Annotated in this window: 15 protein-coding genes; 6 read left to right on the top strand and 9 right to left on the bottom strand. The window is 33.1% G+C overall.

Annotated features, from left to right (window positions below; all coding sequences use genetic code 11):
- Positions 1–16 precede the first annotated feature (16 nt).
- Positions 17–1,111, bottom strand: coding sequence for an endonuclease/exonuclease/phosphatase family protein (locus EZM65_RS03905; protein ID WP_136667233.1), 1,095 nt, complete (start codon positions 1,109–1,111; stop codon positions 17–19).
- A gap of 135 nt (positions 1,112–1,246) precedes the next feature.
- On the opposite strand from EZM65_RS03905, the gene EZM65_RS03900 reads away from it, so the two are divergent.
- The 3 genes from EZM65_RS03900 to hflX all read left to right on the top strand — a co-directional run bounded on the left by EZM65_RS03900 (position 1,247) and on the right by hflX (position 6,204).
- Complete coding sequence (locus EZM65_RS03900; RefSeq protein WP_136667232.1) at positions 1,247–4,030, top strand: carboxypeptidase-like regulatory domain-containing protein; 2,784 nt, start codon at positions 1,247–1,249, stop codon at positions 4,028–4,030.
- 10 nt (positions 4,031–4,040) lie between these two features.
- Entirely contained in the window at positions 4,041–4,883 is an 843-nt protein-coding gene (locus EZM65_RS03895; RefSeq protein WP_136667231.1) for a DUF5689 domain-containing protein, read from the top strand.
- 97 nt (positions 4,884–4,980) lie between these two features.
- Positions 4,981–6,204, top strand: a complete 1,224-nt coding sequence (gene hflX / locus EZM65_RS03890) for a GTPase HflX (protein WP_136667230.1) — start codon at positions 4,981–4,983, stop codon at positions 6,202–6,204.
- Between the two features lie 69 nt (positions 6,205–6,273).
- On the opposite strand, the gene EZM65_RS03885 is transcribed toward hflX, so the two are convergent.
- The 7 genes from EZM65_RS03885 to EZM65_RS03855 all read right to left on the bottom strand — a co-directional run bounded on the left by EZM65_RS03885 (position 6,274) and on the right by EZM65_RS03855 (position 10,825).
- Complete coding sequence (locus EZM65_RS03885; protein WP_136667229.1) at positions 6,274–7,164, bottom strand: DUF3078 domain-containing protein; 891 nt, start codon at positions 7,162–7,164, stop codon at positions 6,274–6,276.
- Between the two features lie 42 nt (positions 7,165–7,206).
- Positions 7,207–7,713, bottom strand: coding sequence for a DUF2480 family protein (locus EZM65_RS03880; RefSeq protein WP_136667228.1), 507 nt, complete (start codon positions 7,711–7,713; stop codon positions 7,207–7,209).
- Positions 7,714–7,796: 83 nt separating this feature from the next.
- Positions 7,797–8,120 carry an SUF system Fe-S cluster assembly protein gene (locus EZM65_RS03875; RefSeq protein ID WP_136667227.1) on the bottom strand — a complete coding sequence of 108 codons (324 nt, stop codon included), beginning with the start codon at positions 8,118–8,120 and terminating at the stop codon, positions 7,797–7,799.
- Between the two features lie 38 nt (positions 8,121–8,158).
- Positions 8,159–8,578, bottom strand: a complete 420-nt coding sequence (locus EZM65_RS03870; protein ID WP_136667226.1) for a GxxExxY protein — start codon at positions 8,576–8,578, stop codon at positions 8,159–8,161.
- 68 nt (positions 8,579–8,646) lie between these two features.
- Positions 8,647–9,066: a SufE family protein gene (locus tag EZM65_RS03865; RefSeq protein WP_136667225.1), complete on the bottom strand. Its 420-nt coding sequence runs from the start codon at positions 9,064–9,066 to the stop codon at positions 8,647–8,649.
- A gap of 1 nt (position 9,067) precedes the next feature.
- Positions 9,068–9,595, bottom strand: a complete 528-nt coding sequence (locus tag EZM65_RS03860) for a hypothetical protein (protein ID WP_136667224.1) — start codon at positions 9,593–9,595, stop codon at positions 9,068–9,070.
- Between the two features lie 15 nt (positions 9,596–9,610).
- Positions 9,611–10,825 carry an aminotransferase class V-fold PLP-dependent enzyme gene (locus EZM65_RS03855; RefSeq protein WP_136667223.1) on the bottom strand — a complete coding sequence of 405 codons (1,215 nt, stop codon included), beginning with the start codon at positions 10,823–10,825 and terminating at the stop codon, positions 9,611–9,613.
- A gap of 222 nt (positions 10,826–11,047) precedes the next feature.
- Between EZM65_RS03855 and EZM65_RS03850 the strand changes: the two genes are divergently transcribed.
- Genes EZM65_RS03850 through EZM65_RS03840 form a run of 3 tightly spaced genes read left to right on the top strand, consistent with a single transcriptional unit; the run spans position 11,048 to position 14,798 of the window.
- Positions 11,048–12,388, top strand: coding sequence for a serine hydrolase (locus tag EZM65_RS03850; protein ID WP_136667222.1), 1,341 nt, complete (start codon positions 11,048–11,050; stop codon positions 12,386–12,388).
- A gap of 5 nt (positions 12,389–12,393) precedes the next feature.
- Positions 12,394–13,779 carry an MBOAT family protein gene (locus tag EZM65_RS03845; protein ID WP_136667221.1) on the top strand — a complete coding sequence of 462 codons (1,386 nt, stop codon included), beginning with the start codon at positions 12,394–12,396 and terminating at the stop codon, positions 13,777–13,779.
- A 59-nt stretch (positions 13,780–13,838) separates the two neighbouring features.
- On the top strand, positions 13,839–14,798 hold the full coding sequence (locus tag EZM65_RS03840) for an SGNH/GDSL hydrolase family protein (RefSeq protein WP_136667220.1): 960 nt from the start codon (positions 13,839–13,841) through the stop codon (positions 14,796–14,798).
- A 30-nt stretch (positions 14,799–14,828) separates the two neighbouring features.
- Here EZM65_RS03840 and EZM65_RS03835 read toward each other — a convergent pair whose 3' ends face one another.
- Positions 14,829–15,686 carry a hypothetical protein gene (locus EZM65_RS03835; RefSeq protein WP_136667219.1) on the bottom strand — a complete coding sequence of 286 codons (858 nt, stop codon included), beginning with the start codon at positions 15,684–15,686 and terminating at the stop codon, positions 14,829–14,831.
- Positions 15,687–15,711 lie beyond the last annotated feature (25 nt).

Here is a 15,711-nt window from a genome sequence, read left to right as displayed (position 1 = left end):
GAATCGGGATTAACTATTATTTGAATTCTTTTACCAGATATATATATGATGGAAAATGGTCTGAAAAACCAGGTCCTTCAGAAGTATTTCTCAAAGCATACCCTTTATACTGCCCTGTCTGCTGAATCATGAAAGGTTTATTGTACACACCTGCTTTCCAGTATTTCCAGGTAGAATAATCATTATTTCTTGGCAGTAAAGCCTCTGTAAAAATAATTTGATCAAAAAAATCCCAGGCATCACGATGCGCAAGCGTTCCAATTCCTTTTTTCAACATTTTTTCAGCAGGATTGTATAGTCCTAACGGTTTTACCTCTTCCACTTCTCCTTTAGCACCTAAAATTTCTTTGATACTCTTATTAAACGGACCGTCATTCAAGTCTCCCATAGTAAACACTTTAGCTTTAGGATTGATAGTCTGCAATGAGTCAATGATTTTTTTATTTAATGCCGCTGCCGCCTCTCTTAAAGGACTGCTTTTCTTTTCACCTCCACGGCGTGATGGCCAGTGATTCACAATGAAACTCATTTCCTCACCGTCTAAAATACCGGTCATTAAAATCTGATCACGGGTATAAATTCTTTTTGTCTGAGCATCGACTGCATTATCATCAGCATCTGATTCGTTTTTTTCTTTATCTTTTGCTTTTTTATCCGTTTGATCTTCAGATATAATTAAAGGATAATTTTGATAACTTGTAGGGCTAAAATATTTTTTTTGGTACAAAAAACCACAATCAATACCTCTCCTGTCAGGTGAATCAAAATGCACAATACCATATCCTAAATTAATTAATAAAGGATGTTTTATCAAATCTTCAAGAACTCTTCTGTTTTCAATTTCTGATACACCTAAAACAATAGGTGCGTTTTTTTGAACATCACTTAACCCCAATCCGGATATTACACGAGCTAAATTGTCAATTTTTTTTGCATAATTAGCCGGAGTATAAATAAAATCCTCGTCATTTATTTTAGGATCATTCTCTGTGTCAAAAAAGTTTTCAAGATTATAAAATGCCACAGTATGAACCGCCATTTTCTTATTCTGGGCAAAAGAACCCAGAGCTAACAGCATGAAAAACAACAAGATAAAATTTCTAATTTTCATATCTTTATATTAAAATATCATTAATAAACAAACAAAATTTGCGCCAAATGTAAATAATATTATTAAAAGTTATACATTTGTCGCCCTGCTTTTGAAAAATATGCAGGAAAAGGTAAATTAATTTTAATTTTATTTATGAAAAAACTTGTTTTTAGTACACTTATGGTACTACAGGCAATTTTAGTTTTTGCCCAACAACCTACCGGTATTTCAGGAAAGGTAATTGATTCGAAAACGAATGCGCCTTTACAAAATGTAGTTACTTCTATTGAAAACACTAATTTAACACAACTTACTGACTCAGAGGGTAAGTTCAGAATTGTTGGAATTGGTGTAGGTAACCAAATTTTAAAAGTGAAAAGTGATGGTTACAAAGAACAATTACTGCCGCTTGAAATCATTGCCAATCAGGTATTGGACTTAGGAGTAGTTGTTTTGGAAGAAGACATCCAGACTCAGGAACAACAGTTAAGTTTAGTGACTCTAACGGAAAATGACTTGGGAGATGACAACAGTGGTTCTGAAAGTACTTCGGGGCTACTTCAGGCTTCCAGAGATGTTTTTCAGCAAGCCGCTGCGTTTAACTGGGGACAGGCCAGATTTAGAGTTAGAGGCTTGGATACTGAGTATGGCGTTACAATGATTAATGGCATCTCAATGAATAAAATATATGATGGCAGACCACAATGGGGTAACTGGGGTGGTTTAAATGATGCAACCCGAAATCAGGAATTCACTATGGGCTCTGCACCATCAGATTATACTTTTGGAAGTTTGTTAGGAACTCAGGAAATTAATACAAGAGCTTCAATTTACAGACCAGGAACAAGAATATCATTTTCAGGCACTAATACAAATTACAACTGGAGAATGATGGGAACGCATGCCTCAGGTTTGGATAAAAACGGATGGGCATTTATAGTTTCTGCAGGAAGAAGATGGGCACAGGAAGCACATTTTGAAGGAACTGATTATAGCGCAAACTCTTTCTTTGCCAGTGTTGAGAAAAGATTTGGAAGTAACCATGCGTTGAATTTCACATCTATATATGCACAAAACAGAAGAGGAAAAAACTCACCAAACACTCAAGAGGTAATCGATTTAAAAGGATATGATTACAATTCTTACTGGGGATGGCAAAATGGCGAAAAAAGAAATTCAAGAATAAAAAATCTTGAAGAACCTATATTAATGCTTGGACATTTCTGGAAATTAAATGACAAAACTACATTAAACACACATTTAATGTATCAAACTGGACAGATAGGAAATAGTAGATTAGAATACCAAAATGCAGGTAATCCTGACCCAACATACTATCAAAATTTACCAAGCTTTGAATTATCAAAGTGGGATCCAGTTACTTTAGCATTAACACCAAATCAAGCAGCGGCTGACTTATTAGAAGCTTCTTTCTTGAGCGGAGGACAAATCAAATGGGAAGGTGAAGATGGTTTATATGCAGCTAATACCAATAAAATTGAAAAGAACAGCAACTATGTTCTATACGAAGACCGAACAGATGATAAATTAATTGCCGCGAACTCTGTAATCAATTCTGTACTTTCTGACAATATTTCTTTCAACGGTGGTGTTTCGATAAAAAAATTAAAATCTGAAAATTTTCAAAATCTTCTAGATTTATTAGGTGGTGAATATTTCAATGATATTGATCCTTTTGCTAATAGTTTTGATCAATCTCAAAGTGATTTAAACAATCCTAATAGACAAGTTGGATTAAACGAAAGATTTGGATACAATTATAATCTATATGCAAAAAATCTAAATGCCTTTACTCAATTCAAATTCAACTATAAAAAAGTTGATTTTTACTTAGGCCAATCATATACATTTAATGAATACCAAAGAGAAGGTTTATACAAAAACGGATATTACCCTACAAACTCTTTTGGTAAAAGTGATAAAGTAAGATTTGAAAACTTTGGTTTTAAAGGTGGAGCTACATTTAAACTTGGAAATCATTTATTGGATTTTAATGCATTATACCAAACTAAAGCACCTGCACTGAAGAATGTATTTGGCAATGCACGTGTAAATAACCAAATTACTGCTAATGCACAAAGTGAAACCATTACTGGATTTGACGGAAGTTATATAATTAGAACTCCTGACTTCAAAGGAAAAATTACTGCTTATTACTCAACTATAAAAAATGCAACCGAGACAGGGTTTTTCTTTGCAGAAGGTTCAGTTGAAGGAACAAATGGAGATGACGATGCTTTTGTTAATGAAGTAGTTACAGGGGTAGATAAAGAAAACATGGGTCTTGAAGTTGGTTTAGAATATAATATTACTAAAACAATAAAAGCTACAGCAGCTGCAGCAATAGGTCAATATATATATGCCAACAATCCTAATGTGACTTTAAATGTTGATAGTTCACAAACAAGTTTTAACTACGGAGACTCATACATGAAAAACTACAAAATTCCTGGGGCGCCTCAGCAAGCTTTTTCTGTAGGCATTGAATATAGAGATCCTAACTTTTGGTGGATAGGTGCTAATGCTAACTATTTAGATAATAATTATTTGGATGTTGCTCCATTATTAAGAGTTAAAAACTTCGTATACGAACCAGGATCTGCAGGTTCAGTATTTCCAGAAGCAAATGAAGATCGTTTAAAAGAATTATTAAAACAAGAAAAGTTTGACCCTGTAAGGTTAGTTAATCTGTCTGGAGGAAAATCTTGGAGAATAAATAATATTACTGTAGGTCTATTTGCCTCAATCAACAATTTATTTGACTCAAGATATAAAACAGGTGGTTTTGAACAAGCCAGAAACGCAAATTATAGAGAGTACAATCAAGATCGATTAAATGGTACTCCTTCATTTGGACCTAAATATTTCATCTCTTTTGGAAGAACTTATTTTGCTAATTTCTATATTAACTTTTAAATAAACATTTATGAAAAATATAATTAAAAAAATAATCTTAATTACCACTTTGACTTTATCACTTGTGGGGTGTATTAATGATGACAACTATGATGTACCACCTGTTCAATCATCATGTGATAGTAACCTGACAGCAAATAAAACAGTAGATGAAATTTACAATTCAACTGTAGGTACTAATCCACAACAGCATACTGGTGATGATGTTATAGAAGCTTATGTTGTCTCTTCTGACGAAGCTGGAAATATATTTAAAACTTTATACTTACAGTCAACAACAAAATCAAGAGGAATCAAGGTACCTGTTGATGCAGATCCTTTATATACTAAATACAAAGTGGGACAAAAGGTTTTCATCAAGTTAAAAGACTTATACAAAAGAATCAATTTTAATGCTTTTGAAATAGGTGATTTATTTATTTCATCTTCAAATGTTCCTAGTATAGGAAGGATTGCAGCTACAAAATACGGTTCTGTTATAATTAGATCTTGCGAGCCTGCGGTTAATGAAGAAGATTTAGTGGTTAAATTAAAAGTGAGCGAATTAAACGACTCTCATTTAAATAAATTGGTTGAAATCGACAATGTTCAGTTCACTACTACCGACGCCGGAAAACCATACTACGACGCTGCTAATGCAGCAGGGGGAGCAACTGACCGTCAATTTGTAGATCCATCTATCACTACAAGCATTAAAGCTGTTTTTAGAACAAGTAGTTTTGCTACATTTAAAAATGACATTACTCCAGATAAAAATGGTAAAATCAGAGGTATTTTAACTAAATTTTCTTCTACATACCAAATTTTAGGAAGAACAATAAACGACGTTAAATTAACAGAACCTAGAAAATAATTATTTCGTATAATTTTGCCCAAAACCCAATTCTCACGAATTGGGTTTTTTTATTCCTAAACATTAATTCCTTAATTTTGCAGTTCAATTAATTCAGATGCTAGAGAAAGTAGAACATAATTTTGAAAAAACGGTTATTGTAGGGATTGTAACCCAGCAACAGAGTGAAGAAAAGTTAAGAGAATATCTTGATGAATTGGAATTCTTGACTTTTACAGCGGGTGGTGAAGTGGTAAAACGTTTTTCGCAAAAAATGGACAAACCTAATCCTAAAACTTTTGTCGGGACAGGTAAACTGGAAGACATAAAATACTACATCAAAGAAAATGATGTAAAAACAGTCATTTTTGATGACGAGTTAACTCCGGCACAGCAAAAAAACATTACAAGGGAATTGGATTGCAAAGTGCTTGACAGAACCAATCTTATCCTGGATATTTTTGCCCAGCGTGCTGAAACTTCATACGCAAGAACACAGGTAGAATTAGCGCAATGCCAGTATTTACTTCCCCGTTTAACAGGTATGTGGACGCACTTGGAACGCCAACGAGGTGGTATTGGTATGCGTGGCCCGGGGGAGACAGAGATTGAAACCGACCGTCGTATTGTTCGTGACCGAATAGCTTTACTTAAAGAAAAAATAAAGACTATCGATAAGCAAATGGCAATTCAACGCAGCAATAGAGGCGCCATGGTTCGTGTAGCGCTTGTGGGTTATACTAACGTAGGGAAATCAACCCTGATGAATGCTGTTGGAAAGAGTGAAGTATTTGTAGAAAACAAATTGTTTGCAACTCTTGACACAACAGTACGTAAAGTAGTAATCAAAAACCTTCCTTTTTTGCTTTCTGATACGGTAGGATTTATTAGAAAATTACCAACCCAATTAGTCGAGTCATTTAAAAGTACACTGGATGAAGTTAGAGAAGCCGATTTACTATTGCATGTAGTGGACATATCGCATCCTGAATTTGAGGATCACATTGAGTCGGTAAATCAGATTTTGCATGAGATTAAAAGTGCCGACAAGCCAACGATAATGGTTTTCAATAAAATTGATACTTACAAGCATTTAACAATTGCAGAAGACGATTTAATCACCGAAAAAACAACAAAGCATTATACTCTTGAAGATTGGGAAAAAACCTGGATGAATAAATTGGGGGAAAACAATGCCTTATTCATTTCGGCTACTGAAAAAGCCAATTTTGAGGAATTCAGGGAAAAAGTGTATGAAGCGGTTAGACAAATTCACATCACCCGCTTCCCGTACAACAACTTCTTATATCCTGATTATAAAGATGCAGTGGAAAAAGAATAAAAAAAAATGTTGCCTGATATACTGAGCCTGCTGGAGTACGATGGCAACATTTTTTTATCAATTTATCTGTTAAAACCCATAATTGAAACCCAATCCAAATACTTCTCTGATTTGGAATGCTCCCACTGCATTATCATCATATATGGCCTGAAAAGCCAAATTGGTTGAAATATATTTATTGACTTTCATCACTAAATTAGCCTGATAATCGATGTCAACATTTTGAGGTTTGTCCAAATAATTGGAATACAAATTCAAAATATTCTCCCAAGTAATGTTTTCCATTATTTTAAACTTATAATACCCTTGTATTCCGGCTCCAAATTCAAATCGGGTAATTTCTCCCTGCTCAACACCAAAAGAGGGCGCTAACTCGGTAAAATGTTTATGTACATATATTAAGCGGGAAGTCGCCGGTGCAAAATTCACCTTTAAATTATCATGTTTTTTCCAAAGCATTCCCGGTCCGGCCTGCAAATATGCAGGGGACATAAAATGTGATATTTTTACTCGATTTGGATCAAACCCTGAATCCATTTGTGTTTTAAAATCTAAAAAAGCCGAATAGAACCAATAACCGGAAGCTTTTTTTCCAAGTATAGAGGTGAACATTAACCGGTCATCTGATTTTTGTACGTCGGCTCCTTTAAGCTTGGTCAAACCATAAGCCACTATCAGTTTATTATCCCAAATCATTTGGGGAGTTTTATAATTGAAATCATAGTTCAGCCCTATGTTTCCAGCCATATTGGAAGTACCACCGGCACGCCAGTCATTATTAAAAGCAGATTGATTAAACAAGAGAACAAAATTACCTGCTTTTTTCCAGCCCATGTTGGTAGTATCTTTGGCCTTGGCTTCCGTAGCAGAAGTTTTATTGATGAGTTCTTTTTCACTTCCTTGTGCAAAAGAATATACTGTTGCCAGAAACAGCAACAGCATTAAAGCTTCTTTTTTCATAGTTTGTGTGTTTTGATTTACACAAATTTATGAAATAAAATCCTATCTTTTTGATTTGTAGATTGGTACAGCCGAACAAGCTTCACCATACATAACGCTCTTAGCGTACTCTTGTAGTTTTTGTATAGCCAAAATATAAGCCGATTCCGGAACTGGTTTTTTAGAACAGCCTTTTAAAATAACAGGCTTGTCTTTGTATTGTGTAAAGTCTACAGAAGCAATTTCCGATTCATAAATAGAAGTTTCTAAATCGGTAAGAGTTCCAAGAACAACCTTTTTCGCAAAGGGTGCAACATAAGAAGCCACTAAAATTGAAGCCCAAGCCGGTAAAATAGCATCTGTAGAACAATGAATCGCAACAAACTGATTTTGGTACTGTAACCAATCATGATTTTTTAAAGCCTCCCTAAAATCTTTTTCTTTCAACAAAAAACCTTCAATAAGCCATTGTGAAATATCAATTTGTGTACGTACACCTGCTTGATAGTAATCTTCCAAATCGAAAACGACCAGCGAACTTGATGCAACTTTGTTTACAATTTCTTCCATCTTTTTAGTTTACGGTTTACAGTGCACAGTATTCAGGTGACCAAACTGTCTTCTGAATACTGTAAACTGAATACTATAAAAAATTAAAGCATTCCTAATTCCAATTTGGCTTCTTCACTCATTAAATCTTTGGTCCAAGGCGGATCAAAAGTGATTTCTACCTCACAGGCTTTTACATCGCCGATTTTTTCAATTTTTTCTTTTACTTCGTTAGGCAATGTTTCAGCCACAGGGCAATTAGGTGAAGTTAATGTCATCAGGATTTTCACGTCCATGTCTTCATTTACATACACGTCGTAAATCAATCCCAATTCATAAATATCCACAGGGATTTCCGGGTCATAAATAGTTTTTAAAATTCTTACAACCTGTTCTCCTAAATTGATGTTATCGTTATATTCTTCCATATTCTATTTTTATTGAAACATATAAGTCACATAAGTCCTTATAAGCTTTCTTCTAAATTTCTATATAATTCATTTACAAATGTTCTTTGGCCCTCATAAAAAATACTCGAAACATTAAAGTTAATCAATAGTCCCTTTGGTTTTTCTAAAAGTTTCATGTAAGTAAGAATTTGAGCTTCATGAACTGGTAAAATGAATTCAACTGCTTTCAATTCAACAACCAAAACATCTTCAATTAATAAATCCAATCTTAAATCTGTCTCTACTTCAAGGCCTTTATAATGTATTGGAATTTTAAATTCGGAAACAAAACTAATATTTCTTAATTCTAATTCTTTCTTTAAACATTTATGATAAACACTCTCTAAAAGTCCGGGTCCTAAATGTTTGTGGACTTCAATAGCCACTCCGTTAACTTGATAAACTAAATCTTTTAAGTAATTTTTCGATAATTTCATTTTGGCTTATATTTAATTTGTTTCGCATGATTCTTATATTACTTATATGGCTTATATGGTTGATTAAACTATGTCCTGCTTTGAAAAGCCAATGCATACATTTTAATCTGTTTTATCATTGACACTAATCCGTTGGCACGAGTGGGTGATAAATGCTCTTTTAAACCTATTTCGTCAATAAAATTGGTTTTTGCCTCAAGAATTGCCTGTGCAGGCTGATTAGAAAAAGTACGGACTAAAATTCCAATGATTCCTTTAGTCAAAATAGCATCGCTGTCAGCAGTAAAAACAATATTACCGCCATTTTCTTCAGCATGTACCCAAACTTTAGACTGGCATCCTTTGATGATATTTTCATCAGTTTTGTATTGCTCATCAATTAAAGGAAGTGATTTTCCCAATTCGATGATGTATTCATATCTTTGCATCCAATCGTCAAACATTGAAAATTCGTCAACGATTTCATTTTGAATTTCTTCTATTGTCATTTTAATTCTGCTCTGTATAAGAAACTAACTTATTTATAAATTTTTCAATCTGTGCCGGCGGGTATCCATGATCAAAACCAGCCGAATGATAGCTGTTACCATTAACAGTAATAGTTAAATCAGCGTGTGCAGCACCATCATACAAACGTTTTTGAGTAGGTGCTTTTAATTCACTAATTTTTTCTGCTTTTATTTCTTTCAAAAGCTTTTGTAATTCTGCCTTTTGAGCATCTGTCAGAGAAACTTTTGTAAACTCATTGGAATCCCTTTGATTTGTATAAGCCAATTCATTTTGAGTGAGTTTGATTTTCAAATGATAACCTCTTGTATTAGCGGTGTATTCCACAATAGTTGATTCCTGCATTGGTGATGAATCGTTAAGATTAGCTACTAATGCCGAAGAAGAATCAGCATTTACTGATGTATCTGAAACAGTCTTCACAGAATCCGCTTCGGTTACGGCTTTTTTACATTTGCATGAAAGCAACATCGTAAATACTGAAAACAAAATAAGTGCTACATTTTTCATAATCAAAAGTTTAAATTAAGAAAGCATCATTTTAGCTTTTTTAACAGCTTCCACAAAGGTATCAATTTCTTCTTTTGTATTATAAAACGAAAAACTCGCTCTGATGGTACCAGGAATTCCAAAATAATTCATGATAGGCTGGGCGCAATGATGACCAGTTCTAACTGCTATACCTAATTTATCAATAATTGTTCCAATATCGTAGGGATGAATCCCTTCTATATTAAAAGACACTACCGACGTTTTGTTTTCTGAAGTTCCGTAAATCTTTAACCCTTCGATTTCTAAAAGTTTTTCTGTTGCGTAAGCTAACAATTCTTTTTCCTGTTTTTGAATATTTTCAAAACCGATTTCATTTAAATAATCGATAGCCGTGCCTAAAACAATTCCATCAGCAATATTAGGTGTACCTGCTTCAAATTTATGTGGCAAATCGGCATAAGTGGTTTTTTCGAAAGTCACTTCTTTGATCATTTCTCCACCACCCATATAAGGAGGCAACTTATTCAGCCATTCTTCTTTACCGTATAAGATTCCAACACCCGTTGGCCCGCAAATCTTATGTCCTGAAAACACATAAAAATCACAATCCAATGCCTGAACATCCGGTTTTAAATGCGGTGTAGCTTGTGCACCGTCAACCAAAACAGCGGCACCTACTTCATGTGCTCTTTTAATGATATAGTCGATAGGATTAATTGTTCCTAATGCATTTGAAATATGATTTACGGCAACAATTTTAGTTTTTTCGGAAAGTAATCGGTCATATTCTGACATCACCAATTCCCCCTTTTCATTCATTGGAATAACCACCAACTTTGCTCCTGTTCTTTCACATAAAAATTGCCAAGGAACTATATTACTATGATGCTCCACCGCAGAAACCATCACCTCATCACCAGCCTTAACCAACGAAGCCATTCCGCTTGCCACCAAATTAATTCCCTGCGTAGTTCCCGAAGTAAAAATTACTTCATAAACTTCTTTGGCATTGATGTGATTTCTGACTTTTTCGCGTGATTCCTCATAAGCATCGGTCGCGAGTTGGCTCAATGTATGTACACCACGATGGATATTGGCATTAATCTCCTCGTAGTATTTAGAAATAGCATCGATAACTACTTTAGGTTTTTGAGAAGTAGCACCGTTGTCGAAATATATTAATGATTTTCCGTTTACTTTTTGGGTTAAAATTGGAAAATCAGCTCTAACTTTTTGAATATCAAACATATTATTTAGAAAAATTCTAAATACAAAAGTAGTTATTTACAAAGGAATACACGAAACAATTAATAAAGTTTTTTGATAATAGTATAATTATAATTTAATAGATAAAATAGCACAATAAAAAACTACAAAACCTTATTTCAATGGTGGTTTTTTCCACAAAAATGAAATGACTTTCTATACAACATTAAAGTCAAATACTTAACTTGCATAAAAATCATCATCATGAAAAAAATTCTAGGTTATTCGGCATTAGTAATTATCAGTATTTTAGGTACTGCTTTTTACATGAATTATCCAAAACTGGATTTGATTTCGGGCTTTTCAGCAAAAAGTGTTGCTTCGGGTCATTTTTTAGACAACCGTCCCTTGGAGGTTATTGAAAAAGGTGACAATGATATTGATCTTCTTGAATTAGCCGATAACAAAATCCTGGAAACAGAAAAAGTGGCTGAAGCATCGGTATATGGCTTTAAAAACAGAAAAGCGGTATATCGCGAAGGTCTGGGTGCTGTTTTAGTTAATGATGATTATGATCCTTCAAAACCTTATCTGGTTCCTAAAAGAAGTTTTACAACAAACACAACCATCCCTTTTCCTTATGGTGACGGCGAACCTATAAAACCAACTTTTACCAATATTGATTACAACCGATTAAACAAAGCAGTTGATCAGGCTTTTGAACCCAATGATAAAGGTAAAAAATGCACACGAGCAGTAGTTGTTGTTTACAAAGATCAGATTATAGCCGAAAAATATGCTCCCGGTTTCTCAAAAGATTCAAAACTGATTGGGTGGTCGATGACTAAAAGTATAACTTCTACTTTTTTTGGTATTTTACAAAAACAAGGCAGACTTAATATAAATCAAACCGCTCCTATTGCCGAATGGAAGAATGATTCAAGAAAAAACATCACCATTCATAATCTTTTACAGATGAATTCAGGATTGGAATGGGATGAAAACTACAACGAAATCTCTGATGTAACAAGAATGCTTTTTCAGGAGAGTGATATGAGTAAATCACAAATCAATAAACCGTTGATTGGAAAACCTAATGCGACATGGAATTATTCTTCGGGAACTACCAATTTATTATCAGGAATTATCAGAAAACAATTTAAAACGCATCAGGAATATTTGGATTTTTGGTATAGTGCCTTAATTGATAAAATGGGGATGCACTCGATGTTGGTTGAAGCTGATTTGGCTGGAAATTACATTGGATCATCTTATGCATGGGCAAATGCGCGTGATTGGGCGAAATTTGGATTGTTATACCTGCACAAAGGAAACTGGAACGGCGAACAATTGTTTGATCCAACCTGGTCAAAATATGTAGCCACTCCTACCCCGACTTCAGAAAATCAATACGGAGCACAATTCTGGTTAAATGCGGGTGGAAAAATGCCGGATTGCCCGAAAGATATTTATTACGCCGATGGTTTTCAGGGACAACGTGTATTCATAATTCCTTCACATGACGTGGTAGTAGTGCGCTTGGGGTATGATCATATAGATTTGAATGAGTTGGTAAAAGAAATTCTTGGAAGCATAAAAAAATAAATTAAATGCTTTTCAATAGTTTTATTTTTTGGATATTCCTTTCGTTAGTACTGCCTGTCTATAGCTTTTTAAAGTCGAATGATTTAAAAAAAATCTTTCTGTTCCTGATTAGTTTGTTTTTTTATTCCTATTGGGAATGGAAATGGTCTTTTATACTGCTTGCATCAATATTTATCAACTACTTTTTATGCATTGCACTTGAAAATTCAAAAAGTAAGAAAAAAACATTGCTCATTGGCGGAATAACTGCTAATCTATTGCTCTTAGGAGTATTCAAATATTGCAATTTCTTTATTGAAAATTTCAATGAATTAGCAAGTTGTGTAAATATTACTATTGGTATTAAAACTTTAGGTATTATCCTGCCCATAGGAATTTCTTTTTATACTTTTCATGCAATAGGTTACTTAATGGACATCTACAGAAATGACATAAAAAGCACTAGATCTATTGTTGATTTTAGTTTGTACATGTGTTTTTTCCCTTTTTTGATTGCCGGACCTATTGTAAGAGCAAAATATTTTTTACCACAATTAGGTGGACAATTAAAAACCAGCAATTCCCAACTACAAGCAGGTTTTTATTTTATAAGCATTGGTTTATTCCAAAAAGTAATGATAGGTGATGCCTGCGGAAGAATTGTAGATTCAATCTTTTATGATTTTGAAAAATATACTTTTTTTGAAATTTCTTGTGCCGTCATTTTATTTTCGTTTCAAATCTATGCTGATTTTGCAGGATACTCAAATATTGCGAGAGGATTAGGAAAACTATTTGGTATTGAATTAATGCAGAATTTCAAACAACCTTACTTTAGTAAAAACATAAAAGAGTTTTGGACACGTTGGCATATTTCTCTTTCATCCTGGTTAAAAGATTATCTGTACATCCCTTTAGGAGGAAACAGAAATGGAGAAAATCAAACAATAAGAAATTTAATTTTGGTAATGATGATAGGTGGATTATGGCATGGCGCAGGTTGGAACTTTTTGTTATGGGGATTATATCACGGTATTTTATTGGTTGCATTTAGAAAATTGAATTGGAATTTAAAAAACGAAATCCTCAATACCTTATTGACATTTACTTTAGTAACAATAGGCTGGTTTTTATTCAGGATCAATTCTTTACATCAAATCGGGCAATTTTACGAAAAGATTCTTTTATTTGGTTTTGGCAACTTCAGTTTCAGATATATAAAAATTGTAATTTCTTTTGGAATAACTCTTTTTGCCATGGATTGGTTTCAGATAAAATACGAAAATGATGCATTTCTTATTAATCTTAAAAACAAAGGTTATGCATTTGGGATAGCTTTTTCAATGCTGGTAATAAGTTTCCTTTATATATTTATTAAAAAACCATTTCCATTCATCTACTTTCAATTTTGACGAGAAAATTTAAAATAATTGCAAGCTTCATTTTTGGTTGCTTCATTTCATTTCTTTTTTTGGAATTTTTCCTAAAAGGAACGGAGATAAAACTTCCATTTAAAACATTTGACAAAGAAATTGGTAAAACCTATCTACCTAACAGCCCCATCAATGAAATAAAAGAAGGATTGTATATAAACCAAACAAATCAATATGGTTTTATAGGTAACGTTTCTCTTAAAAAGAAACCAAACACTATACGAATTGCGGTATTCGGGGATTCATTTGTCGAAGCTTTTCAACTGGATCCAAAGTTTAATTTTTGCTCAATTTTAGAAAGAAATTTAAATAAAGCTGTAGATAACAAAACAATTGAAGTAATCAATTTTGGTTTGAGTAATTCAGTTCTTCCAGATGTTTATATAAGAAAAAAGCTTTTGGCAGAAAAGTTTGACATTGATTACTGCATCTATTTTTTTGATAGTTATGATTTGATTTTAGACTCACAAAGCACATTAGATCCGGTGAAAATAATCAACTCAAACAATAAACTTCAGATTGTTAAAAATCAATCAAAAGCTTATGAATTGTATTATAAAGCACAAACCTTAATTGACAATACTTCGCTGATAAATATGATTATGGAGGCTTATATATTGCATGCAAGAGGTGAAAGCAGAAAAATTATACTGGATAAGTTTTACCAGCCTGAAACAACGGCTTTTGATTATTCTTATTATGACTATTATTTTAAAAACTTAACTGATTTACAAATAAAAATGCTCAAAGAATTACTAAATGACAAGAGTTTATTTATTTTAAATGAGAAAGCTGAACCAGCGCTAGAAAACACATTAAAAAAGTACAATTTTAAGTTTTATGAAACTTATCCGGTTTTAGAAAATTTGAGACAAAAGGGGGTTAATCCCTATTTCTGGGAAAATTCCAATATGGAAGGACATTTTAATTATCATGCGCATGAAGCAATAGGCAATTACCTGACCTTTGTATTTAATAAAAAACGCCTCAATCAATGAGGCGTTTCTAAACTATAATAATTGCAATTATTATTTTTTCTTCTTTGGACTTACAGCTTTCGCTAAATCTTCAATATTCCCTGTGTTAATATTCAATCCCATAATGTTGTAGTCGAAATATAAAACTTCACCATTTGAAGGATCAAAAACAAACATTGATTTATTCATGGTTATAGCAGGCTGAAAGTAATAATACTCTTTGCTTTTATCCTTAATTACCTGTTCGATTTTCTCTTTGGAACATATTTCAAATTTATGAGGATAAATTCCAGCTATGTCACTTTTGGTAATTTTGTTGCCTAATGTAACATCGCAAAACAGTAAAGTTCTGTCTTTAATCTGAGGTGCTTTCTCATTATATTTCTCCCGTAATTCTTTTACAATTTTATAAGAATTACCTTTAATATCATTTTTTTGAACAATATTCATAGAGTGAACCATCGATTCAATCATATTTCTAACACGGTAGCTGCAATCTGTCAATTTATTTTCGTTTTGAAAAAAGTTGATCGGACAATAAGCCAACATATCGTCATATTCATATCTGGAAAGCTTTTTTTTACCTCCATTCAACAATGCTAAAAAATGATAATTCTGACCAGGATTCTTGCCGCTGATTACTATGAAACTAATGAAAGATGCTGTTGTTTCCGGTAGTTTTTTTTCAAATTCTGCTTTACTGATAAAAGAAAAAGGAGTTACTTTCCATAAATCTGTCATACCAGCTTTGATTTCTGAGTCAAATTTAGCATCTCCGGTAAGAACAACATACGTTTTTGAAGCTTTGAATTGATTAAACTCTTTACTTTTGTAATCAACTGCTGAAAGTTGCGCATTTCCTACCAATGAATAAGCCAGTGCTAATAAAAAAATAATTTTTGATTTCATTTGATTTAATTAAGTTTATGCCGAA

The sequence above is a fragment of the Flavobacterium sp. H122 genome, assembly GCF_004959765.1.
In the GTDB taxonomy this organism is placed as follows: Bacteria; Bacteroidota; Bacteroidia; order Flavobacteriales; family Flavobacteriaceae; genus Flavobacterium.
Note: the sequence above shows the minus strand (reverse complement) of the source record. Positions and strands in the feature narration are given on the sequence as shown.

Excerpts from the sequence above, each read along its gene's own strand:
- EZM65_RS03855 (WP_136667223.1), bottom strand. The coding sequence starts at position 10,825 with ATGTTTGATATTCAAAAAGTTAGAGCTGATTTTCCAATTTTAACCCAA.
- EZM65_RS03860 (WP_136667224.1), bottom strand. The coding sequence starts at position 9,595 with ATGAAAAATGTAGCACTTATTTTGTTTTCAGTATTTACGATGTTGCTT.
- EZM65_RS03885 (WP_136667229.1), bottom strand. The coding sequence starts at position 7,164 with ATGAAAAAAGAAGCTTTAATGCTGTTGCTGTTTCTGGCAACAGTATAT.
- EZM65_RS03900 (WP_136667232.1), top strand. The coding sequence starts at position 1,247 with ATGAAAAAACTTGTTTTTAGTACACTTATGGTACTACAGGCAATTTTA.
- EZM65_RS03845 (WP_136667221.1), top strand. The coding sequence starts at position 12,394 with ATGCTTTTCAATAGTTTTATTTTTTGGATATTCCTTTCGTTAGTACTG.
- EZM65_RS03880 (WP_136667228.1), bottom strand. The coding sequence starts at position 7,713 with ATGGAAGAAATTGTAAACAAAGTTGCATCAAGTTCGCTGGTCGTTTTC.
- EZM65_RS03850 (WP_136667222.1), top strand. The coding sequence starts at position 11,048 with ATGAAAAAAATTCTAGGTTATTCGGCATTAGTAATTATCAGTATTTTA.
- EZM65_RS03895 (WP_136667231.1), top strand. The coding sequence starts at position 4,041 with ATGAAAAATATAATTAAAAAAATAATCTTAATTACCACTTTGACTTTA.
- EZM65_RS03870 (WP_136667226.1), bottom strand. The coding sequence starts at position 8,578 with ATGAAATTATCGAAAAATTACTTAAAAGATTTAGTTTATCAAGTTAAC.
- EZM65_RS03875 (WP_136667227.1), bottom strand. The coding sequence starts at position 8,120 with ATGGAAGAATATAACGATAACATCAATTTAGGAGAACAGGTTGTAAGA.
- EZM65_RS03865 (WP_136667225.1), bottom strand. The coding sequence starts at position 9,066 with ATGACAATAGAAGAAATTCAAAATGAAATCGTTGACGAATTTTCAATG.
- EZM65_RS03835 (WP_136667219.1), bottom strand. The coding sequence starts at position 15,686 with ATGAAATCAAAAATTATTTTTTTATTAGCACTGGCTTATTCATTGGTA.
- EZM65_RS03905 (WP_136667233.1), bottom strand. The coding sequence starts at position 1,111 with ATGAAAATTAGAAATTTTATCTTGTTGTTTTTCATGCTGTTAGCTCTG.
- hflX (WP_136667230.1), top strand. The coding sequence starts at position 4,981 with ATGCTAGAGAAAGTAGAACATAATTTTGAAAAAACGGTTATTGTAGGG.